Origin of the sequence: Bacillus sp. CD3-5 (genome assembly GCF_006349665.1) — a bacterium.
GTDB classification, from domain to species: domain Bacteria; phylum Bacillota; class Bacilli; order Bacillales; family Bacillaceae_G; genus Bacillus_A; species Bacillus_A paranthracis.
The window spans coordinates 686,127-706,044 of sequence record NZ_VEPX01000001.1 but is presented as its reverse complement, the minus strand read 5'-3'; the positions used below and the strand labels follow the sequence as shown (position 1 = coordinate 706,044).

The 19,918-nt window shown below is 33.5% G+C and carries 27 protein-coding genes; 6 read left to right on the top strand and 21 right to left on the bottom strand.

Going from position 1 to position 19,918, the window contains the following annotated elements:
• Nucleotides 1-17 precede the first annotated feature (17 nt).
• The gene (gene acoA / locus FH036_RS03710; protein ID WP_000921306.1) at nt 18-1,016 is read right to left on the bottom strand and encodes an acetoin:2,6-dichlorophenolindophenol oxidoreductase subunit alpha; all 999 of its coding nucleotides are present in this window, start codon (nt 1,014-1,016) and stop codon (nt 18-20) included.
• 169 nt (nt 1,017-1,185) lie between these two features.
• A complete protein-coding gene (locus tag FH036_RS03705; protein WP_000951609.1) occupies nt 1,186-1,665 on the bottom strand; it encodes a DinB family protein in 480 nt (159 codons plus the stop codon).
• Between the two features lie 185 nt (nt 1,666-1,850).
• On the opposite strand from FH036_RS03705, the gene FH036_RS03700 reads away from it, so the two are divergent.
• Nucleotides 1,851-2,696, top strand: a complete 846-nt coding sequence (locus FH036_RS03700) for an oxidoreductase (protein WP_218976260.1) — start codon at nt 1,851-1,853, stop codon at nt 2,694-2,696.
• Between the two features lie 41 nt (nt 2,697-2,737).
• On the top strand, nt 2,738-3,244 hold the full coding sequence (locus FH036_RS03695) for a GrpB family protein (RefSeq protein WP_139895364.1): 507 nt from the start codon (nt 2,738-2,740) through the stop codon (nt 3,242-3,244).
• Nucleotides 3,245-3,479: 235 nt separating this feature from the next.
• Here the strand turns inward: FH036_RS03695 and FH036_RS03690 are convergent, their stop codons facing one another.
• The 8 genes from FH036_RS03690 to FH036_RS03655 form a co-directional block, all read right to left on the bottom strand.
• Entirely contained in the window at nt 3,480-3,860 is a 381-nt protein-coding gene (locus tag FH036_RS03690; protein ID WP_000381558.1) for a DUF4181 domain-containing protein, read from the bottom strand.
• Between the two features lie 19 nt (nt 3,861-3,879).
• Nucleotides 3,880-4,320, bottom strand: coding sequence for an NUDIX domain-containing protein (locus tag FH036_RS03685; RefSeq protein ID WP_001082140.1), 441 nt, complete (start codon nt 4,318-4,320; stop codon nt 3,880-3,882).
• 35 nt (nt 4,321-4,355) lie between these two features.
• Complete coding sequence (locus tag FH036_RS03680; RefSeq protein WP_163262524.1) at nt 4,356-4,694, bottom strand: DUF4181 domain-containing protein; 339 nt, start codon at nt 4,692-4,694, stop codon at nt 4,356-4,358.
• A gap of 41 nt (nt 4,695-4,735) precedes the next feature.
• Nucleotides 4,736-5,572 (bottom strand): PP2C family serine/threonine-protein phosphatase, encoded by an 837-nt coding sequence (locus FH036_RS03675; protein ID WP_052587761.1) that lies wholly within the window; start codon nt 5,570-5,572, stop codon nt 4,736-4,738.
• On the bottom strand, nt 5,556-6,047 hold the full coding sequence (locus FH036_RS03670) for an HIT family protein (RefSeq protein ID WP_139895460.1): 492 nt from the start codon (nt 6,045-6,047) through the stop codon (nt 5,556-5,558). Before FH036_RS03670 ends, FH036_RS03675 begins: the two co-directional genes overlap by 17 nt.
• A 100-nt stretch (nt 6,048-6,147) precedes the next feature.
• Nucleotides 6,148-6,315, bottom strand: a complete 168-nt coding sequence (locus FH036_RS03665) for a glycine zipper domain-containing protein (RefSeq protein WP_044792184.1) — start codon at nt 6,313-6,315, stop codon at nt 6,148-6,150.
• A gap of 296 nt (nt 6,316-6,611) precedes the next feature.
• Nucleotides 6,612-7,448: an ABC transporter permease gene (locus FH036_RS03660; protein WP_001084764.1), complete on the bottom strand. Its 837-nt coding sequence runs from the start codon at nt 7,446-7,448 to the stop codon at nt 6,612-6,614.
• Complete coding sequence (locus tag FH036_RS03655) at nt 7,441-8,646, bottom strand: quaternary amine ABC transporter ATP-binding protein (protein ID WP_000370624.1); 1,206 nt, start codon at nt 8,644-8,646, stop codon at nt 7,441-7,443. The genes FH036_RS03660 and FH036_RS03655 overlap by 8 nt, the downstream gene beginning before the upstream one ends.
• Before the next feature lie 170 nt (nt 8,647-8,816).
• Here FH036_RS03655 and FH036_RS03650 point away from each other — a divergent pair, with 170 nt between their 5' ends.
• Nucleotides 8,817-9,674, top strand: a complete 858-nt coding sequence (locus FH036_RS03650) for a glycine betaine ABC transporter substrate-binding protein (RefSeq protein WP_001227646.1) — start codon at nt 8,817-8,819, stop codon at nt 9,672-9,674.
• A 45-nt stretch (nt 9,675-9,719) separates the two neighbouring features.
• Here FH036_RS03650 and clpP read toward each other — a convergent pair whose 3' ends face one another.
• Together clpP and FH036_RS03640 are read right to left on the bottom strand one after the other, a co-directional pair.
• On the bottom strand, nt 9,720-10,301 hold the full coding sequence (clpP, locus tag FH036_RS03645; protein WP_000991625.1) for an ATP-dependent Clp endopeptidase proteolytic subunit ClpP: 582 nt from the start codon (nt 10,299-10,301) through the stop codon (nt 9,720-9,722).
• 21 nt (nt 10,302-10,322) lie between these two features.
• Complete coding sequence (locus FH036_RS03640) at nt 10,323-11,009, bottom strand: RNA polymerase subunit sigma-70 (RefSeq protein WP_000337496.1); 687 nt, start codon at nt 11,007-11,009, stop codon at nt 10,323-10,325.
• Between the two features lie 143 nt (nt 11,010-11,152).
• Between FH036_RS03640 and FH036_RS03635 the strand changes: the two genes are divergently transcribed.
• The 3 genes from FH036_RS03635 (at nt 11,153) to FH036_RS03625 (ending at nt 12,682) form a co-directional block, all read left to right on the top strand.
• Nucleotides 11,153-11,473, top strand: a complete 321-nt coding sequence (locus FH036_RS03635) for a 2Fe-2S iron-sulfur cluster-binding protein (RefSeq protein ID WP_001125377.1) — start codon at nt 11,153-11,155, stop codon at nt 11,471-11,473.
• 4 nt (nt 11,474-11,477) lie between these two features.
• Nucleotides 11,478-12,140: a ribose 5-phosphate isomerase A gene (gene rpiA / locus FH036_RS03630; protein WP_139895363.1), complete on the top strand. Its 663-nt coding sequence runs from the start codon at nt 11,478-11,480 to the stop codon at nt 12,138-12,140.
• 107 nt (nt 12,141-12,247) lie between these two features.
• A complete protein-coding gene (locus FH036_RS03625; RefSeq protein WP_000555718.1) occupies nt 12,248-12,682 on the top strand; it encodes a GNAT family N-acetyltransferase in 435 nt (144 codons plus the stop codon).
• Between the two features lie 130 nt (nt 12,683-12,812).
• On the opposite strand, the gene FH036_RS03620 is transcribed toward FH036_RS03625, so the two are convergent.
• The 9 genes from FH036_RS03620 to FH036_RS03580 form a co-directional block, all read right to left on the bottom strand.
• On the bottom strand, nt 12,813-14,180 hold the full coding sequence (locus FH036_RS03620; protein WP_139895362.1) for a lytic polysaccharide monooxygenase: 1,368 nt from the start codon (nt 14,178-14,180) through the stop codon (nt 12,813-12,815).
• Between the two features lie 356 nt (nt 14,181-14,536).
• Nucleotides 14,537-15,730, bottom strand: coding sequence for a macrolide family glycosyltransferase (locus FH036_RS03615; RefSeq protein ID WP_000124898.1), 1,194 nt, complete (start codon nt 15,728-15,730; stop codon nt 14,537-14,539).
• A gap of 55 nt (nt 15,731-15,785) precedes the next feature.
• Complete coding sequence (locus tag FH036_RS03610; protein ID WP_373995678.1) at nt 15,786-16,430, bottom strand: formylglycine-generating enzyme family protein; 645 nt, start codon at nt 16,428-16,430, stop codon at nt 15,786-15,788.
• A 65-nt stretch (nt 16,431-16,495) separates the two neighbouring features.
• The gene (locus FH036_RS03605) at nt 16,496-17,014 is read right to left on the bottom strand and encodes a DNA topology modulation protein (RefSeq protein ID WP_000720549.1); all 519 of its coding nucleotides are present in this window, start codon (nt 17,012-17,014) and stop codon (nt 16,496-16,498) included.
• Nucleotides 17,011-17,937 (bottom strand): phosphotransferase enzyme family protein, encoded by a 927-nt coding sequence (locus FH036_RS03600; protein WP_139895360.1) that lies wholly within the window; start codon nt 17,935-17,937, stop codon nt 17,011-17,013. The genes FH036_RS03605 and FH036_RS03600 overlap by 4 nt, the downstream gene beginning before the upstream one ends.
• Nucleotides 17,938-17,952: 15 nt before the next feature.
• The gene (locus FH036_RS03595) at nt 17,953-18,348 is read right to left on the bottom strand and encodes a ribosomal maturation YjgA family protein (RefSeq protein ID WP_139895359.1); all 396 of its coding nucleotides are present in this window, start codon (nt 18,346-18,348) and stop codon (nt 17,953-17,955) included.
• A gap of 65 nt (nt 18,349-18,413) precedes the next feature.
• The gene (locus FH036_RS03590; protein ID WP_139895358.1) at nt 18,414-19,121 is read right to left on the bottom strand and encodes a class I SAM-dependent methyltransferase; all 708 of its coding nucleotides are present in this window, start codon (nt 19,119-19,121) and stop codon (nt 18,414-18,416) included.
• 21 nt (nt 19,122-19,142) lie between these two features.
• Entirely contained in the window at nt 19,143-19,496 is a 354-nt protein-coding gene (locus tag FH036_RS03585; RefSeq protein ID WP_000562184.1) for an MmcQ/YjbR family DNA-binding protein, read from the bottom strand.
• Between the two features lie 15 nt (nt 19,497-19,511).
• Nucleotides 19,512-19,916: a GNAT family N-acetyltransferase gene (locus FH036_RS03580; protein ID WP_044792171.1), complete on the bottom strand. Its 405-nt coding sequence runs from the start codon at nt 19,914-19,916 to the stop codon at nt 19,512-19,514.
• Between the last annotated feature and the right edge of the window lie 2 nt (nt 19,917-19,918).

Genomic DNA, 19,918 nt, shown 5'->3' with positions numbered 1-19,918 from the left:
TATTTTTCACCCTCCTCTTATTTGTAAGAAACGTATACATCTTTTAATAACTCTTCATCCTCTGGATATGGACTATTTTCACTAAATTCAATTGATTTTTGAACCGCTTCATCTACTGCCTTTTCCATATCTACAAGCTCAGATTCGGTTAATAAAGCTTCATGAATTAAATGCTTACGGAAATTCACAATCGCATCTTTTTCATTTAAATGTTCTTCTTTTTCTTCTGAAGTTTTATACGTTTGTGCTTCACCTTCGAAATGACCGTAATTACGATATGTCATACATTCAATTATTGTTGGACCACCGCCATTACGCGCACGTTCTACTGCTTCTTCAGCAGCTTTATATACAGCTAGCAGATCTTTTCCATCCACTTGAACACCTGGAATGTTATAAGCTTTTGCACGATCCGCAATAGAATCACAACTTGAAGCATATTCAAATGTCGTTGCTTCACCGTAACCGTTATTTTCAGCGATAAAAATAACTGGTAACTTCCAAATCGCCGCTAAGTTAACCCCTTCATGAAACGTTCCTTCATTATTTGCTCCATCACCGAAGAAACAAACACTTACATCTTTCGTTCCTTTATATTTAGCTGTTAATGCCGATCCGCAAGCAAGCGGGAAACCACCGCCTACAATACCATTTGCACCAAGCATTCCTTTATCTAAATCAGCAATATGCATGGATCCGCCTTTACCTTTACATAATCCTGTCGCTTTCCCGAAAAGTTCAGCCATCATACCGTTTAAATCACAACCTTTTGCGATACAATGCCCATGGCCTCTATGCGTACTTGTAATACTGTCACTATCCGTTAAGTGAGCACATACACCAACTGCTACCGCTTCTTCCCCAGCGTATAAATGAACGAAACCTGGCAGAACGCCTTGCGCGAATAATTCATGCACCTTATCTTCAAACTTACGAATCTCTAACATTTTTTCGTACATCCAGCGAGCTTGTTCTTTCGTAATTCCATTCCCTTTACTTTCAGTTGTTTTTAACATGTTCAGCCCTCCTATTTTCTTGTTCATCTTTTATATAGCAAGTACCGTGCCAATTTCCAATCCTTGATTTAATAGGTTTTCTCTCTATGTTGAAAATAAAAAAGTGGACAAAATGAGACATTAGTCTCGTTTTGTCCACTTTTGTTCACCTAATTTGAAAATTATTATCTTATTCACCATCAAAACTCTTCTGTAATTTTCGGATGTAAATAATTTGACCGATATGATATGCATTATGAGTAGTTACATTGGCTAGCACTTCCCACCACTTTGCAGAAACAGGAAATCCCACTACATCGCTTTCAACCTTTTCTTCATTTATGAGATTTTGCCATAGTAACAGTTTCTCTAGTAGTTTTTCTCGTAATTCATCGAAAGTTTGATTATTTGAAAGCATAAAACTTTTGTTATTATCTCCGATAGCAGGCACAGCATTCACATTCGATTCTTTATATCTAGTTTGCCACGTAGAATTCCAATACAATAAATGTTGTACAATTTCAGCTATACTGTTACTCTCTTCATTCGGTTTCCAGAAAGCTTCCCTCTCAGATAAACCCTTAACTGCATCTGAAAACGGAATATACCAACTAGGATCGTTTGCATTCGCTAATAACTGATCTGCTAATACATCTTTCACATGGGCCATCTCTCTTCCCTCATTTCATAAACGTATTCATACTCACTTCTCTATATACGATAAGTCCGTATAATTCCCTCTTTAAAAACCATAGAATATAGAATTAACATGAATAGCTTTCAAAGAAAGTATAAGAATAATAGATTTTCTTATCATAACTCGTTATGATAAAAGAAAAAGAAAGCTGGCAGAAAATGAATAAACAAATCGCGGTTATTACAGGAGCTTCAAGTGGATTCGGACTATTAACTACACTCGAACTCGCAAAAAAAGATTATTTAGTTATCGCAACAATGAGAAACCTTGAAAAACAAGGAAACTTATTATCTCAAGTTACTCAACTCAACTTACAGCAAAACATAAAAATTCAACAATTAGATGTAACCGATCAAAACTCTTTACATAACTTTCAATTATTTTTAAAAGAAATAAACAAAGTGGACCTCCTCATTAATAATGCAGGATATGCAAATGGTGGCTTTGTAGAAGAAATTCCAGTAGAGGAATACCGTAAACAATTTGAAACGAATCTTTTTGGTGCTATTTCAATCACTCAGCTTGTTTTACCATATATGAGAGAACAAAAAAGCGGAAAAATTATTAATATAAGCAGCATTAGTGGTCAAGTTGGATTCCCTGGTCTATCTCCTTACGTTTCTTCAAAACATGCATTAGAAGGATGGAGCGAATCCCTTCGTTTAGAAGTAAAACCGTTCGGAATAAATGTTGCTTTAGTGGAACCTGGTTCTTATAACACGAATATATGGGAAGTTGGTAAACAATTAGCAGAAAATCAATCTGAAACTACCTCTCCATACAAAGAATATATGGATAAAATACAAAAACATATTAATAGCGGCAGTGATACATTTGGTAATCCGATAGATGTTGCTAATAAAATTGTAGAAATTGCTGAGTCTAAGCGTACGAATTTACGTTATCCAATCGGTAAAGGTGTAAAATTTATGATCTTTGCAAAGAAAATTCTTCCTTGGAGATTGTGGGAATACCTTGTTTGGAGAAGCTTTAAGAAGATGTAATTCCCTTTATTAAAAACCATTTTGAAAGAGGTGCTAATTAAATGTTAGGTTTACCCTATGGTAAAGTGTTTTTAATTCCGTGGACTGAAGAGTGGGCAATTGAATTTATAAAGGAGAAACAATTCATTGAGGAACAAATTGGCGAACATATTTTAGCGATACACCATATTGGTAGTACTTCTATTCCACATTTAAGTGCAAAGCCCATTATTGATATAGCAATTGAATTAGAAAATTATAGGGATGGTATATATTGTATTAAAAAGTTAGAACTACTAAACTATAAATATAGAAAAGATGTATTGCCTGAACGATATTATTTTAATAAAGGTGAACCAAGAACTCATCAAATTCATATGTATGAACAAAGGAATAAACATTTAATAGAACAATTACAATTTCGTGATTACTTAATAAACAATAAAACTGCTCGTATACAGTATGAACAATTAAAGATTCAACTTTCACAAGCTAATCCTAATGATAAACATCAATATGCAGAGGATAAAACAAATTTCGTTACATCTATTTTAGCTAAAATAAAGTGAAACTTTAATCAGTGGGGGTTTTGTTCATCCCCCACTGATTATTAGTTGAACCAATCGGGCTTTTACGGGCAGTTGATCCCCCACCTAACTTCTTTGCTTCCGCTGAATTTTGAGGTGAGGATCTTACTGCCCGTTAATGCGGGATAAATGCTTAAATAAATAAGAAACCATTTAGCAGTAGATGGTTTCTTATTTATTGGTTATTTCATTATTTGTGCTATTATTAATGAATTTATTATGTAGCAGGTGGAACGAAATAAAATAGTATCGAGAGCATCAATATAAAAGAAACCATTCCCGTTATCGAAAGTATATATTCTTTTGATTCTCTATCATATTTCCATTCCATCCATGCTCTTAAAGTCCATGATATTCCTAAATAAGTGAACATGGCATAAGCCATTTTAGCGTTTTCAAATTTAAACATATAATAACAACTACTTATTACATAAATAATAATAAGACCTATTTCTAATTTTACATGTAAACTATTCACATGCTTATAACCAAAGAAGCCTCTTTTCTCCATATTTAATTTTCTTCTTAAAAACTGTTCTAAAAAGTAACCACCTATACCCAGTCCAATAATAATAATTAAAATTGTAGAGGTATCCATTGTTATCCCTCCAATTACTTTATATATTTTTAGAAACAAAGTGGACTATATTATGGTTATTCTCTTCTAAATAACTTACAATTCCTTCAGGATATGTTGGCTTCTCCTTTAATTCCTCTATGCTCTTCCATATTAATATAATATTCTCATGTTCTTTATGCCTTATTTCATTTGTAACCATCTCTTGAACAGTTCCCCAATGTATCAATGTACAATGATGTCCTTTTTCGTTGTTCCACTCGAAAATATACTCATTTACAACAGCTAGCTCTTGGACATCAATTTTCAAATCGTATTCTTCCATTAATTCTCGTATTATCGCTTCTTTTGCTGGTTCACCAAATTCAATAGAGCCTCCTGGAAAACGATAAAATGATTCATTTTCATCGCATTGAACGAGCACTTTTGAGTTATCTCCATTATAAATAATAACTTCTACACGTAATACAGATCTATTCATTATTTCCCTCCTTTAAATATTTAATTGAAAATTTATTAAAGAAAGAAATATATAATTAATCCTGTTATTATTAGCGCTGTAGCTGCAAATAATGAAATCAAGAACTCGCGCGATTCCTTATCATATTTCCACTCCATATATGATTGAAATCCATATAACGTGATAAAAAACAAAAGAGGTACATACCCCATAAATATACGGTTTGGAAAAAAAGCACTTATCGCAATAACAACTATATATGAGAAAATAATAATTCTATTCCCCCATTTATGTGTTTTATTCACATATTGATTATCCCATCCCTTTTGTTTCGGGATGTTTAATCTTTTTCTTGCTATTTTTTCAAAAACGAATATACATAGTACCCATAAAATTAATAGAGTTATTTTGGTAATTGACAGAAAACCCTCTCCTTTTATTTTCTTACTTTTATTTTCTCTGGCTGATCACTCGGATAAGTAGCCTTTCCTTTATTATCAATGTCCCAACTAATAATTGTCGCACTGTCGCGTCCGAATTGATGATGAACGTGCTCTAATACATGATGAACACTTTCTTCAAGTTTTATATTATTTCTATTCATATCACTATACAGATTTACAGGAGTTTCATACCGACGTTCCCCGCATTCTAATACTCCATCTGTCACCATTACAATTCGATTCTTTCCATTACGTAATTCACGAATCCCTGATGAATAGCACGGAACAGGTAAATCAAAAGTATTTACGTTACCAATCCATTCGTAAAAATGACGTTGATTTAGTGCGTATTGTCCTAATTTGTGTAATTCATCATGAAATACATACACTAAACAGTCTCCAATAGATAGCCACCATATATAATTTTCTTTTCTTACACATAGTAAGCAAGCTGTTTCACCTTTAATTCTTTGACACTTTTCCTTAAATGAAGAAGATTGAAAGATAGTAAGAATATGATTTTCAATAGATCGAAATACTATATCAATTGATTCATTCATCATTTCTTTTATATTTTCATATTCTTTTTGAATTGTATTTACTACTAAATCAACACTTTCTGCACTATTATGTCCATCTAATATAGCTGCAAATTCCCAATCACCATTTGACCAAACTAACGCACCATCTTCGTTCTTTTTTGCTCCGGCACTAATATTCCCACCATATGTACCGAGCACGATGTCACCATATTGTTTTACTGAAACTTCGTCTAAACACATTTCACTACTTCCAACCCATGAATGTTGTCTATTATTTGTTGTATGCATATTCACTCACCATATACTTTCGTAATCTTTCGCATAGTTTTTTGATTTTTTCTGCGTCACCATAAGGCGCACCGTTCCATTTCGCTACTTCAGTCGGTGACCAAAACTCTTTTGGTGTATTTTCATAACGTGGTATGATGTGCATATGCATATGTGATACACCATTTCCTGAAACAAAAGTGTAAATATGTTCCGCACCTTCACTTTCTTTTAGCGCTTTACTTACTCTACTTGTTATAAGTCCGAACCTTTTCGCTTCTTCATCTGTTAGTTCAGCGAGGCCAGGTACATGCCTTTTTATATCTATCATTACATAACCCAAGTATGTTTCTTCACTATCCCAGTGGACATGTCCAACGTAAACCAGTTCATCTTCGTAAATAGCTCCACCTGGAACTATAATATTTCCTTTATGCTTTTCACAAATAAAACAGTTTAGTTTTACTTGAACGTTTGTTGACATATTCATCACCATCCTTTTCATATATAATATCATAAAAAAAGGAAAAACAGGATTTATATTCCGAAGATTCACTCTTTTGATACAGCAATTTTTGAAATGAATTTAAACCTCATTATTTCTTCAAAACCACAACTCCAATTACAATCCCAATCACAATTCCGATTACTAAATTATTTGTAAAATAACCTTGGACTACACCGATTACAACCCCTATACCGACGCCTATTGCCAAGGCATCATTGCTTTTTTTCTTTTTAGACAAAATAGCATCTCCTCTCATAATTTCTTCCAAAATAATATCTATTTACATGACTTCACTGTCTCCTAATATATTCGCTATTCCACTTAATAATTTCCAAAAAATGTACTTTATTACTTATACTTTTCCACCACATAATCCTCTTCTTAAGAAGAGATTTTCAAGTCGCTATTAAACAAACATATCGTTATTCATCGAAGAATTAAATCAATGAAATAAAAAAACAAGTTTTTGCGTCAGCTGACGGTTCTGTTATCGTTCGAATATAATCTATTCAAACAAAAAACACACTTTGTATAATAAAGTGTGTTTTCTTGTTATCTTCTTTTTTGGTGAAATCCTTGTGTAATACGATCTAATATAATCGCAATGACAACAATGGCTAGTCCCGCTTCAAATCCCATCCCGATATTAACTTGTGTCACAGAGCGGTATACATCAACTCCAAGACCTGGAGCTCCTACAAGCGATGCTGTTACTACCATTGATAAAGAGAGCATAATACTTTGGTTCACACCAGCCATGATCGTTCCAGTTGCGAGTGGTAATTGTACTTTAAATAATTTTTGTGATGCGGTAGAGCCAAACGCATTCGCTGCTTCTATTAAATCTTCTGGAACTTGTCTAATTCCTAAGTCAGTAAAACGAATTGTCGGTGGCATTGCAAAGATTACCGATGCAATAATCCCAGGTACTACTCCTACTCCGAAAAATGTAATCGCGGGAATAAGATATACGAAAGCCGGCATTGTTTGCATAAAATCTAACGTTGGTTTTAAAAATTTTGAGAAACGCTCATTTTGAGATGCTAATATCCCAATTGGAATTCCGACAATAATTGAAATAATAACGGAAGTAAGTACGAGTGATAATGTTTGCATCGTTTGTGCCCAGTAGTTAATATTTAAAATAAATAATAACCCGATCAGTGTAAAAATGACTAAAGATACTTTTCTCGTTGTGTACCAAATGAGGAAACAAAGGATGATAATCATCAATATGGCTGGTATTATTGTTAAAAAATTAGTGAGTAAATCAACGAATCCGCCGATAATATAAGAGAATCCTCGGAATAAGCCTTCAAAGTGCTCATATAAACTTGCAACAAATGAGTCGACCCATTCCCCTAAAGGAATACGTGGTATACTATTCATCGTCTTTCACCTCTTCTTCAATATTACCTGCAAGAGCTTGAATGACACTTTCACGTTTAATAATTCCTCTTAACCTTTTCTTCTCATCAATTACTGGTAACGGATATTTCATCTCCGCCATTTTCGCATAAGTTTCTTCCAGTAAAGTATCTAAATACACGTGCGGAATATCGGTAAGTAATAAATCAGCAATCGGCCATTGCTTTTGTACTGCTTTACTCGCATCATCTGCCGTTAATATTCCTAAAAACTCATATTTTTTGTTAACAACATAAACTGTAGAAACTCCGGCATTTCTCATAATTTGAAGTGCTACACGTGGTCCACGGTCTATTAATAACGTCTCTGGTCGTTTTAATATAGATTCCGCCGTTATTACTTTTCCTAAATTCACATCCGCCACGAATTTCTCTACAAATTCATTCGCAGGACTCATCATAATTTCTTCTGGCGTTCCAATTTGGACAACTTCTCCATCTTTCATTAACGCAATTCGATCACCAATTCGAAGGGCTTCATCTAAATCATGCGTAATAAAAATAATTGTTTTTTCCATTTTATCTTGTAATTCTAACAGTTCATCTTGCATTTCTTTTCGAATCAGTGGATCTAATGCACTAAATGACTCATCCATAAGTAAAACATCCGGATTATTCGTAAGCGCTCTTGCAATGCCGACACGCTGTTGCATACCACCACTCAGTTGACTTGGATAATTATCTTTATGATGGTCTAATCCAACTAACTTCAAGGACTCTAACGCTTTTCTCTCTCGTTCCTCTACTGGAACTCCTTGTATTTCCAACCCATATGCAACATTTTGCAAAACGGTACGATGAGGGAATAGAGCGAATTTCTGAAACACCATGCTCATCTTCGTTCTTCTCACTCTTCGCAACTCTTCTTTTCCCATCGTTGCGATATCCTCTCCATCTATGTATATATGCCCCGCTGTTGGTCTAATCAGTTGGTTTAACATACGAACTAATGTCGATTTCCCGCTACCAGACAATCCCATAATAACGAAAATTTCTCCCGTATATACTTCGAACGTCGCCTTTTTTACGCCAACGTTCATTCCTGTCTCTTTCAAAATTTCCGATTTACTTTTTCCTTCTTTTAATAAGGTAAGCGCTCTTTGCGGGTGTTTCCCAAATACTTTTGTTACGTTTTCAACACGTACCTTTGTATTATCCATGTCACTACTCCTTTTCTACCCATCTATTCACATAGTGTTGCGATTTTGCAAAGAAATATTACATAAAAATAACATTTATAAGATTTCTTTAAAATTCTTTTTTCCGTTCATAATAAGAATGCTTACTTATACATTTATTTAAAAAGCAAACGTTTCTTAGGAGGTTTTTAATGAGAAAGAAAATATGGCTCATATGCCTTGCATTATTTATTACTATGATTTTCTCTTCATGTAATGCAACAAATGCAAATTCGAAAGGAAAAATTAAACTAGGTGTAACAAGTTGGAAAGAAAACATTGCAACTGCAAATATGTGGAAGGTACTACTAGAACAAAAAGGCTACAAAGTTGAACTCATGTATTTAGAAAAAGCGGCAATTTGGACTGGTGTTGCTCGCGGTGATGTTGATGCTAATTTAGAAGTATGGCTACCCGTTACGGATAAACCACTAAATGATCGTTATAAAGATGATATTGTCTTAAAATCAAAATGGTACGAAGGAACCGGACTAGGTTTAGTTGTTCCTTCTTATGTGAAAAACATAAACAGCATTGAAGATTTAAATGCACATAAAGATGAACTCGATAATAAAATTGTCGGAATTGAACCTGGCAGCAGTCTTATGAATTTAACGAATAAAGCGATGAAGGAATATGATATAAAGCTAAAACTTGTCCAGTCTTCTGAAGCTGCTTTGATGAGTGAACTAAAAAAAGCATATACGAAAAAGAAACCAATCGCTGTTACGCTTTGGAATCCACATTGGGGTTTTTCAGAATTTGACTTAAAATATTTAAAAGACCCTAAGAAAGTATATGGTGAAAAAGATGACATTTATTACTCCGTTCGTAAAGGTTTCGAAAAAGATCATCCAGATATCATAAAATACTTTGATAAATGGAAAATGAACGATGAACAGCTTGGTACATTAATGGTCGAGTTAAATAAAACGAAAGATCCCGAAGAAGCGGCGCGAAAATGGATTAAAAAGAATCAAACGTTAGTCGATGAATGGATAAAAGATTAATAAAACAGGCTAGAGAATATACTTTACTCTCTAGCCTGTTTTCTGCTATTTTTTCGTAACAACATCATCTACAATCCCATATGCCTTTGCTTCTTCTGCAGTCATAAAATAATCTCTTTCTGTATCATGTGCTACTCTTTCAATCGGTTGCCCTGTTTTTTCTGCAATCATTTTATTAATATCATGTTTTAACTTTAAAATTCTTTTTGCTGTGATTTCAATTTCCGTTGCTTGCCCTTGTGCACCACCAAGCGGCTGATGAATCATAATTTCACTATTTGGGAGTGCAAACCGTTTTCCTTTTGCACCTGATAATAATAGCAATGCACCAAATGATGCTGCAAAGCCCATGCATAGCGTTTGCACGTCTGGTTTAATTAAATTCATCGTATCCAATATGGCAAAACCTGCTGTCGTTGATCCGCCTGGACTATTAATGTATAAAAATATATCTTTCTCTGCATCTTCTGCTTCTAAAAATAATAATTGAGCTACGACACTACTCGCTACTTGATCATTTATTTCTGAACCGATAATAACAATACGGTCTTTTAATAACCTTGAGTATATATCATAGGAACGTTCTCCTAATTTCGTTTGTTCTACAACATATGGAATTGCATTCATTTTAAATCCCTCCAATAATTGTTATGCTGCTAAAAGCATACAACTGTAGGAAGAAGGTTGTTTCACATTAAATAATAAGACTGGCTGTTTAGATGGTAACTTAGTAAAATCTATTGTTGGAAGCAGTTTCGTTAATAATTCCGGTCTCTCTTCTCGAATAGACGTTACTACAACTTCCATATCGTCTGTGAATTCAACTATCTCTACCCCTTCTTCACTTACAGTTTTCAACCTATTTCTACTCCGAAACAAAGAAGCTTTTACTGCCCCTTCCGATACGGAACATACTTTAGCAATATCAGCGATACTATATTGAAAAACATCTTTTAATAATAAAATTGCGGATTGCTGTACATTTAATGAAGATAATACTTTCCCTACCATTTCATGCAAATCTGCAATTTTTTCATGGGGTTCTTCAAAAGTAATTTGGTCTCTTATTTTTTCATGAACTGATTTTGACTTTATTTGATCTAACCAACGATTTCTAGCTATTTTATATACGAGCGTCATACAAATATCTTTATTACTATATTTTTGAAGTACTTTACAAACTGTTTCTTGGGCAAGATCTTCGCCATCCCATTTATTTTTCGTTAAAAATGTACAGTATCTTTTCAACTCTCCGTATTGCTCAATTAAAAAAGTTATATTTGAATGATTCATATCGATATGATTTTTCAAAATATGAGTTACTTTTGTGCACAAAATAACCACTCCTTTTCAGCGCTTACTTAATTAACGATTCAACAAATAAAAAAGTTACGGGGCATATAAAAAAATTATGTTTATGTTCAATAATTCGCGGTCATAAATATGTTATGTACAATTTTACGTGAGGAGGAACAAATTTGCCAAAATTAACAATTGAAGGTGCGGGAACTTTTGATGTAAAAGAAGGCACAAAATTAGTATTAGCAATTGAAGATAACGGTGTAAACATACTCCATCGTTGCGGCGGAAAAGCACGTTGCACAACTTGTAGAGTAGAAATTATAGCCGGTGATTTTTGTGAAGCGAGTGCGAATGAAAAAAATGCGATGACAGAAAAAGGAATTGAAGATCATTTACGATTATCTTGTCAAATGCGTGTACATAAGGATATAGTAGTTCGTCCAGTACTTACAGCTGAAAGTTCAGGTCTTGATGCTGGGCCGCGTCCGGCGGAGTAAAGCGATGAATTTAAAACAGCTCGCTGGTGAATATGCTGCTTACTTTGTAAATGATGGCATGAAGATTGGGCTTGGTACAGGTTCTACTGTATATTGGACAATACAAAAATTAGGTGAGCGTGTAAAAGAAGGATTATCATTTCAAGCTGTACCGACATCAAAGGAAACTGAAGCATTAGCAAAGCAACTAAATATCCCCCTAATTTCGTTAAACGACGTACAAAGTCTTGATCTTACAATTGATGGAGCGGATGAAATTGATTCAAATTTACAACTTATAAAAGGAGGCGGTGGCGCATTACTTCGCGAAAAAATCGTTGCCTCTTCCTCTAAAGAACTACTTATCATTGCTGATGAATCGAAACTCGTAACGCATTTAGGTACTTTCCCATTACCTGTTGAAATTATACCTTTTTCATGGAAACAAACCGAAAGGAAAATTCAATCTTTAGGTTGTCAAACAACGTTACGCTTAAAAAATAATGAAACGTTTATAACCGATAATAATAACATGATTATCGATTGTATATTCCCTAATCATATACCTACTCCTTCCGATTTACACAAAAGATTAAAAATGATTACTGGTGTAGTTGAAACCGGATTGTTTGTTAATATGACTAGTAAGGCGATTATTGGAACAAAAAACGGGATACAGGAATTATAATGAACGCTGACTCTTACAGTCAGCTTTTTTATATTTTCTCGTTATTACGTAACGTTATGATATACTATGAAAACAAAAGCACATTACACTAGAAAGGATTGAACAATTTGCACTCCAAACTCATAACAGAACTTACAGATTTAGAAACTGCCTTTCATATTCGAAAAGAAGTATTTGTAAAAGAACAAAATGTTCCACTTGAAGATGAATTCGATATGTTTGATGAAATCGGGGAGAAATGTAAACATATTTTAGTTTATTATAACAATCTTCCTGTTGGTACAGGTCGCATACGATTTGTTGATGGAACTGGAAAATTAGAACGTATTTGTATTTTAAAAGACTATCGTAAATACGGTTTAGGAAAAGTAATTATTCAAACGTTAGAAGAAATTGCTCGTGAAAAAGAATCTACAAAAGTAAAACTACACGGTCAAACACAGGCTGAAGGATTTTATAAAAAACTAGGTTATCAAACCTCTTCTGATGTATTTATGGAAGATGGCATTCCGCATATACTTATGACGAAAATGTTATCATAATAAAAAAGGCAGTATATGAAACTACTTTATGTATTCATATACTGCCCTTTTTTATTTATAGAAAAATGAATTCTCAAGATGTCCTTTTGCATCAAAGCCCATTATCTCTTAGTTCATACCAAGGTAAATCTTACACTGTTTTCCATAATGATAAGGCATAAATCCAGTTTGGATCCCCATTTCCTTTATAACTTTGGACTGCTTCATATACTTTTCCCTCGTGTAGAACTTTATCTCCCTTTTCATATGCTTTCTTTGCATCCCATTCTTCATATGAAACGCTTTCAGTTTTTGTAGTAATTATGAATATATCACTCTGTACAGATTCATTTCCAGCTACATCAACAGCTTTCACTACATATTTATAAGTAGTATTAGAGAGTAAATATTTATCCATATAAGAAGTCGTATTGGATGTTGCAATTTTTTCCATTGATCCTTTTGTTTCTCTATAAATATCGTAATGGTCTACACCAATATTATCGTCAGAAGGACTCCACATTAGATCCACACTTGACGCTGTCGTTCCCATACTATGTAATCCTTTTGGTTGTGTTGGTGCTTCTGTATCAGGAGCCTCAACTGTTGTTTTCACTGTAAGCGTTGCACTTTCTTTCGATACATTTCCAGCTGTGTCAATTGCTTTTACAGTATAAGAGTATTCTGTACTTGGTTGTAATTTTTTATCAATAAAATGAGTTCCTGTTGCTGTATCAACCATCTCTCCGTTACGGAAAATTTGATATCCTTTTACCCCTATATTATCCGTAGAAGCGTTCCAAGCTAGTTCTATACTATTCGCTGTTATTTTTTGTGCCTGAATTCCATTTGGAATACTTGGGGCTTCTGTATCTGGTTTCACATCATTGATGAGATTAACATCAATTACATTATAAAATGCATTTGCAGTATCAGCTACATCCCATACTGCTAAAATTACATGATATCCACTTCTATCAGTAGGTACATTGATTTTGTGAGTTAAATGATTTGAGGCTGCAGAACCATCATGTTGCACAGTTCCAATTGGTTCAAAATCTGCTCTTGTGAGCGCTTTATTTGGATTCCATCCTTTTTTTGTAATATAGTAATGCCATTTGCTCGTTAAGTGAGGCGCTGTATATTTCCACGTAAATGTATTTTCCCCGCCTGTAATTGTATTTTTAAACCAACGATCGGCAGTTTGTTGATCTAAAATACCACCAAACTTACCACCTGCAGAAGCGATTTGACCATCAACTGGGCCAGTTTGCGGGAACCCTTTTGGAGCTTCCAAACTTTGTGGTTCATACATAACACTTCCGCAGTTTACATTTAGTGCACCATAAGTTGGACTACATAAAGCAGATCGGCTGCTCGGCTTTTCAACAAAACCGTGCGCGTATGCGTTTTGAGGAATAAGTGTCGTGCCAATAATTCCGGCTGTTAATGCTACAGCTCCTAAACTTTTTTTGTTCATTTTCATATTTTGTAGTTGTTTTAAAAAGCGATTCTTCATGTTCCTGTCCCCTTCTTGTTATAATTCGTAGTGTAATGTGGGCTTCGATGTAAAAGAATAACAAGAGACAATCTTGTAACGATGTATGTGTGTGTTATGCATACACCGCAGTGAAAATATATTTCATTTCTTGTGAAACATTTCACTTGATGAATATATCATGACATAGAAATCATCAAATTATGTGCAGAAGTTGTGCAGAAATGATGAAAGCATTAGTAACACGTAAAACTATGGTCCGAATTTACAAAACAGAATATTTAACATTTCAAAACAACGAATTCTCCGCTTCATATAAAAAAGAGTGTCTATTTCATTTCATATAGACACTCTTCTCATGTTTACTTTTCTATTTATTATTGACCTATAAATGTAAAAATCTCATCAGCAGCTTCCTGATAGCCACCAGATTTTCGGAAAGATTCCTTCAAATTCAATACAACTTCTTTATATGATGGATTATTTAATACAAGTTCTACACTTTCACGTAATTGTTCTTCAGTTAATTCTTTCATAGACAACTTAATCCCAGCCCCTAGATTCTCCACTTGCTTTGCGATTACTGGCTGATCTGCACTTTGCGGAATTACAATGAGTGGAATCCCGTTATATAGCCCTTCATGTGTACTGTTCATTCCACCATGTGTAATAAACAACTTTGTATATGCAAGTAGTTTCGTTTGTGATACATAGTTTTTCACAATGAAGTTTTTAGGAATTTCACCTAAATCACTTATGTTCGTTTTATTACCAATAGACATCACAATAGTATGCTCGCTATTCTCGAACGCCTTCATACAAAGTTTATAAAAATCAAGCGCTTCATTAAAAACAGTGCCTAGCGAAATGTAAATCGGGCTTTTTTCTTCAATTGAAGTAAAATCAAAGTCTTCATTTTTTACTTGTGCAGGGATGGATGGACCTACAAATTTAAATGTTTCATTAAACATATCTCCAAAAGGCTGGAACTCTTTTATTGTATATACAATAGTAAGTGACGCTGGATTACAGAAAACTTCATATGGTGAGTTTATTTCAACACTATACTTTTCCGCAACCTCCTTAGTTAATCTTTCAAAATCATTATGTATCCTCTCCTGAACTTTCACTGGGATACTTTTAGACAAGTGATCTAACATTTGTTGAAATGATTTTTCATCTTGTGCAAAAGATGTACAGGAATTTATTGCCGGAAGCTTTAAAATTTGAGCAATTATACGGCCACAGCCAAACATCGAATCATGAATCATATAATCAAAATGTTCTCCTTCAATTTGTTCAAGAACACTTGGTATAATAACATCTGCTGTATGTAGAAGGCCATTTATTCTTTCCTGCAAATAATTTCGGCCACCGGAAAGAAATGCTTTTATAAACCTTTGGTCGTCAATTGTTCTTACAATAGCCCCTGTTTTTTCAATACGTTCTCTGAAAGCTTCTATTGAAAAATAAACTACCTCTTCCCCACGCGAAACTAATTCTTCTACAACTTGCAACGTTGGATTTATATGTCCTTCTGATCCAGCATTAATGAATAAAACACGTGCCACTTAAAACACTCCTTACTTTAAATCTTATCTATATTATTTTGCTCTTATAATTTTTCTAAATGGACTTAGCGAGCCTAAATCCAAGGTCATCTATGTAAAATGTTGGATGACTACGGCGACGACAAGTCGCGCCACAACCTCTAGCTTCTTCAGCCCAGCTACCGCCTCGGAAAATTCGGTATGATCCATATACCTTTTCATCATACAAATCATAGCACCATTCCCAAACGTTGCCTAACATATCATACAAGCCCCATGCATTTGGCTCTTTTTTACCGACTTCATGAATACGTCCATCTGAATTTTCATTATACCAAGCAATCTCTTTCAGTTCACCGTATATGTATCCAGTAGTTCCTGCTTTACACGCATATTGCCACTCTGCTTCTGAAGGTAATCGGTACCCATTTGAATCTAAATTACAACTAACAATTTGACCACCATCATTAATAGAATAATATTCTTTTAATCCCGCTTTTTTTGACAGTAAATTACAAAACATAATGGCATCATTCCATGAGATATTTACAACTGGTTTATTTTTATCTTTGAATAGATTTGATGTATGATTCGTAATCGCATCATATAATTCCATCGTTACAACATACTTTGCAAGAAGAAACGAATTAACTTGGACTTTCCATTCTTTCTTTATTCGATCATCTCTTAATTCTACTTTTCCTGCTGGAATTTTCACCATATTAGAATCAACTAGCCTAATAAATCTATCCAATTCTATACCCCCAGGTTATTTCTTTTTATAATCTAACCATTTATAGCATTGTACTTCTCTAAAAATAGTCTTACTTCATTTGTAGATTTTAAAATAATAACATCTTTATCCTTACTCAATTGATTTAACTTCTTTAAAATTGTAGGTCGCTTCGTCTTAGGATATTCCCATATCCATTTAAAAAATTGCAAATCAAATCTTTCCTTACATCCCGCGCCCATATCCGGTCTTGTTTTATTCCGATATTGTATAACTCTTTTAAAAGCACGATAAGCACATATCGTTCTATGAATATCAAGAAAAATAATTGTATCAGCTGCGTTCATTCTTATATCCATTGTCCCACCATAATTCCCATCAATAATCCACTCATCTTCTTTAACTAATTCATTTTGAACCGTTCTTTGCTCCTCTTTCGGTACCCCTTCCCAATTCGGTTTCCAAAATAACGCATCAAGATGATGTACTTTAATATTTAATTTATTTCCTAACTGCCTTGCTAGTGTAGATTTTCCTGAACCACCAGAACCTATTAATATAATTTTTTTCATTTTCGTGCGATCCTTTCTATTGACTCTTCAATAGCCTCTTTATTAGCAAAAATCCAGAAAAACATCTCTTCATTTAACTTTAATAAATCTTTTAACTGAACAAAATAAGTAATAAAGATAACTTGAATCGAAAGCATGATATACCAAATAGACTGTAGTTCTTCTTTCATTAAAATGTTTTGTTTATTATATCCTTCAAAGATTGTGCTGATAATATGTTGCCACTTCCCTCTTAATACTTCATCACTATATAACTCACTCAAAATACTCGTACAGCAATAGCATAAATCGAATACTCTTACATTACTTTCTAATAGTTCAAAATCTATAAAACCTTGAAATTCATTATCTTTAAAGATTACATTGGATAAGTGCATATCACGATGAATAATTTGCTCTCGTAATGGGTGAACTATTTCTTTGAAAGCTGTATGTATTTGATTCATTTTTCGAATTACATCCTGATGAACATACTCATTCTTTTCTAAAATAGGTAAAGCCCATCCGTATACTACTTTATACAAATCTCTTTTTACTAACTCATTATTATTCACCGAATTAAGTGCTTGATGTAAATTAGCTATTTCTTCTCCAATTGTACTTCCTAGCTCCTTCAGATTTTCTGTATCTTTTATTTCAAGTCCACTTCCAGCAATATATTTGTACAAACAATAATACTTCTCTTTATAAAATACATACTTTTTACTATTACTCGTTTTCACTAATTTTTGTACTTTAACCCCTTTTTCCTCAAGCTGTTCTAATACATGTATTTCAACTAATAGTTGTTTTATCGATCCCTTTTCCTTCAAAATATAGGATTTATTATTACAATGAATCTTTGTTACGTTTGCTTTTATTTCAGTAGCTGTGACATCTTTATCTTCAAACCAAAAATTCACAATTTCTAATATATCCTCCATAATAAATACCTCCATTTAAAATCGCTTATTCGTCCTTAATATAAACTCAAAAAGAAATCCTACCCCAACACCAATTGTATAAGCAACTAAATCACTCCACAAAAATCCATAACCTAATACGAGTCCACCTAAAGTCGTTGCACGAATACTATCTATCCATTCAGCATGATACAATTGGCTCACTTCAATCCCGTAGCAAAACATTAAACTAATAAAAGCCAATTTCTTCGTCACTATTTTAGGAAATAAAAATCCAAATCCAATGAAAATCATTAACGCCCATAAAGCATCACCTAAATAATCATTTAATAGAGCCGGCAGCGCAAAAGCAAATTTTCTTGAACTAAGCCCTAAAATAATAACAAGGATTGTAAACATTGCGTATAGTAATCTATTTCGTTTCGTATTCATTTCAAAACTCCTAATTCATCATTTATAACTGCAAAATAGCTAGTAAAATATAATCATTTTACTAGCTATTTATTAACTGCTTTAACAATAAGAAAATGTGGATTTGTATTTAAATAGTAATAAGATTTTTCATTTACTTCTTTCATCTTTTCAACTGGCCTCGGTTCAACCATTTTTTCTAACACAAAATAATTTGTTGTTTCATTAATAATATCTTGAAGTGACCTTCTAAAAAATTCAACTTCAATTGTAATGTTTGGTTTAACCCAAGTATCTACTAATAATTGTTTTTCGAAATAATTTTTACAAGTAAACTTTGTAAAGTCCATAAAAGGATGATGAATGGAGTATATAAATTCTCCACCTGGCTTCAGTACTCGACGAAACTCCTGAAATACTTGATTCCAATTTTGTAAATAATGAAGAGTTAACGAACTTACAATTACATCAAAAGTATGATCTTCAAACGGTAATACTTCTTGCAAGTCATGACAAAGAAACGTTGCTTTATCCCCCATACTTTCCTTTGCAGCTTTTACCATTTCATAACTTACGTCAATTGCAGTAACATTTGCTCCTCTTTCTACAAATTGAGAAGTATACCATCCAGCTGCACATCCGGCATCTAGTATACTCTTCCCTTCTAATTTCTTTGGAACCATCTCCATCATCGCTGGTCTTTCATAATAGCTGTTATATGGATTTGCCACATCTAGATTTTCTTTATATGTACTCGCTAATTTATCATATGTATCTTTGATCGTGTCTTTCAATACATCCACCCCTTATACATATTAATCTAATAACTCTTGCTGCTTTTTCTTTGAAAATGACTGCAGAACTAAATCATACGACCAATCAATCATCTTATTAATTTGCACCTGTTCCACATCTTTATGTATATACACCGTATTCCAATGTTTTTTATTCATATGATAACCCGGAATGATTGTTTCTGGATACTCTTCTCTTAATCTTAGCGCAAGTTCTGGATCACATTTTAATGTTATTGCCGCTTTTTCGCCTTCTTCATGGTTCAATATCGCAAATATTTTATTATTAAGCCTCATACATGTTGCATTCCAACCATCAGGAGAATCTTCTGTCGCTTTTCTTTTCGATAAACAATACGCTCTTGTCGCAATCATTCTAATTGTCACCTCTTATTCTTTCACTATTTGATTACGGTGCATCACAATTTGTTGCGTCACTTGAAATTGCTGTTGACCATAAAACTTTATAAGTTTCTCTCCACAAAATAGGCTCACAATATTGATATGAGATATCTCTTCAAGCAACATTGTAAGCATCTTCTCACCAATACTTTTATTTCTTACACTCTCATGGACAACAACATCTTCTAAGTACGCTCGAAAAACACCATCTGAAACAACTCTAGCAAAACCAATTAACTCATTTTCTTTCCATACCCCAATTGCTATACTGTTTTTTAACATTTTTTGAATATCGATTTCTTTTCTTTCTGGCCACCAACCGACAGAATCGTAAAGCCTCTTTAATTTTTCTGAACAAATTGGTTTCTCATCTTGTAATTTATATGTATACATTT

Excerpts from the sequence above, each read along its gene's own strand:
- acoA (WP_000921306.1), bottom strand. The coding sequence starts at position 1,016 with ATGTTAAAAACAACTGAAAGTAAAGGGAATGGAATTACGAAAGAACAA.
- FH036_RS03705 (WP_000951609.1), bottom strand. The coding sequence starts at position 1,665 with ATGGCCCATGTGAAAGATGTATTAGCAGATCAGTTATTAGCGAATGCA.
- FH036_RS03700 (WP_218976260.1), top strand. The coding sequence starts at position 1,851 with ATGAATAAACAAATCGCGGTTATTACAGGAGCTTCAAGTGGATTCGGA.
- FH036_RS03695 (WP_139895364.1), top strand. The coding sequence starts at position 2,738 with ATGTTAGGTTTACCCTATGGTAAAGTGTTTTTAATTCCGTGGACTGAA.
- FH036_RS03690 (WP_000381558.1), bottom strand. The coding sequence starts at position 3,860 with ATGGATACCTCTACAATTTTAATTATTATTATTGGACTGGGTATAGGT.
- FH036_RS03685 (WP_001082140.1), bottom strand. The coding sequence starts at position 4,320 with ATGAATAGATCTGTATTACGTGTAGAAGTTATTATTTATAATGGAGAT.
- FH036_RS03675 (WP_052587761.1), bottom strand. The coding sequence starts at position 5,572 with ATGCATACAACAAATAATAGACAACATTCATGGGTTGGAAGTAGTGAA.
- FH036_RS03670 (WP_139895460.1), bottom strand. The coding sequence starts at position 6,047 with ATGGTGATGAATATGTCAACAAACGTTCAAGTAAAACTAAACTGTTTT.
- FH036_RS03665 (WP_044792184.1), bottom strand. The coding sequence starts at position 6,315 with ATGAGAGGAGATGCTATTTTGTCTAAAAAGAAAAAAAGCAATGATGCC.
- FH036_RS03660 (WP_001084764.1), bottom strand. The coding sequence starts at position 7,448 with ATGAATAGTATACCACGTATTCCTTTAGGGGAATGGGTCGACTCATTT.
- FH036_RS03655 (WP_000370624.1), bottom strand. The coding sequence starts at position 8,646 with ATGGATAATACAAAGGTACGTGTTGAAAACGTAACAAAAGTATTTGGG.
- FH036_RS03650 (WP_001227646.1), top strand. The coding sequence starts at position 8,817 with ATGAGAAAGAAAATATGGCTCATATGCCTTGCATTATTTATTACTATG.
- clpP (WP_000991625.1), bottom strand. The coding sequence starts at position 10,301 with ATGAATGCAATTCCATATGTTGTAGAACAAACGAAATTAGGAGAACGT.
- rpiA (WP_139895363.1), top strand. The coding sequence starts at position 11,478 with ATGAATTTAAAACAGCTCGCTGGTGAATATGCTGCTTACTTTGTAAAT.
- FH036_RS03620 (WP_139895362.1), bottom strand. The coding sequence starts at position 14,180 with ATGAAGAATCGCTTTTTAAAACAACTACAAAATATGAAAATGAACAAA.
- FH036_RS03610 (WP_373995678.1), bottom strand. The coding sequence starts at position 16,430 with ATGGTGAAAATTCCAGCAGGAAAAGTAGAATTAAGAGATGATCGAATA.
- FH036_RS03605 (WP_000720549.1), bottom strand. The coding sequence starts at position 17,014 with ATGAAAAAAATTATATTAATAGGTTCTGGTGGTTCAGGAAAATCTACA.
- FH036_RS03600 (WP_139895360.1), bottom strand. The coding sequence starts at position 17,937 with ATGGAGGATATATTAGAAATTGTGAATTTTTGGTTTGAAGATAAAGAT.
- FH036_RS03595 (WP_139895359.1), bottom strand. The coding sequence starts at position 18,348 with ATGAATACGAAACGAAATAGATTACTATACGCAATGTTTACAATCCTT.
- FH036_RS03585 (WP_000562184.1), bottom strand. The coding sequence starts at position 19,496 with ATGATTGCGACAAGAGCGTATTGTTTATCGAAAAGAAAAGCGACAGAA.
- FH036_RS03580 (WP_044792171.1), bottom strand. The coding sequence starts at position 19,916 with ATGTATACATATAAATTACAAGATGAGAAACCAATTTGTTCAGAAAAA.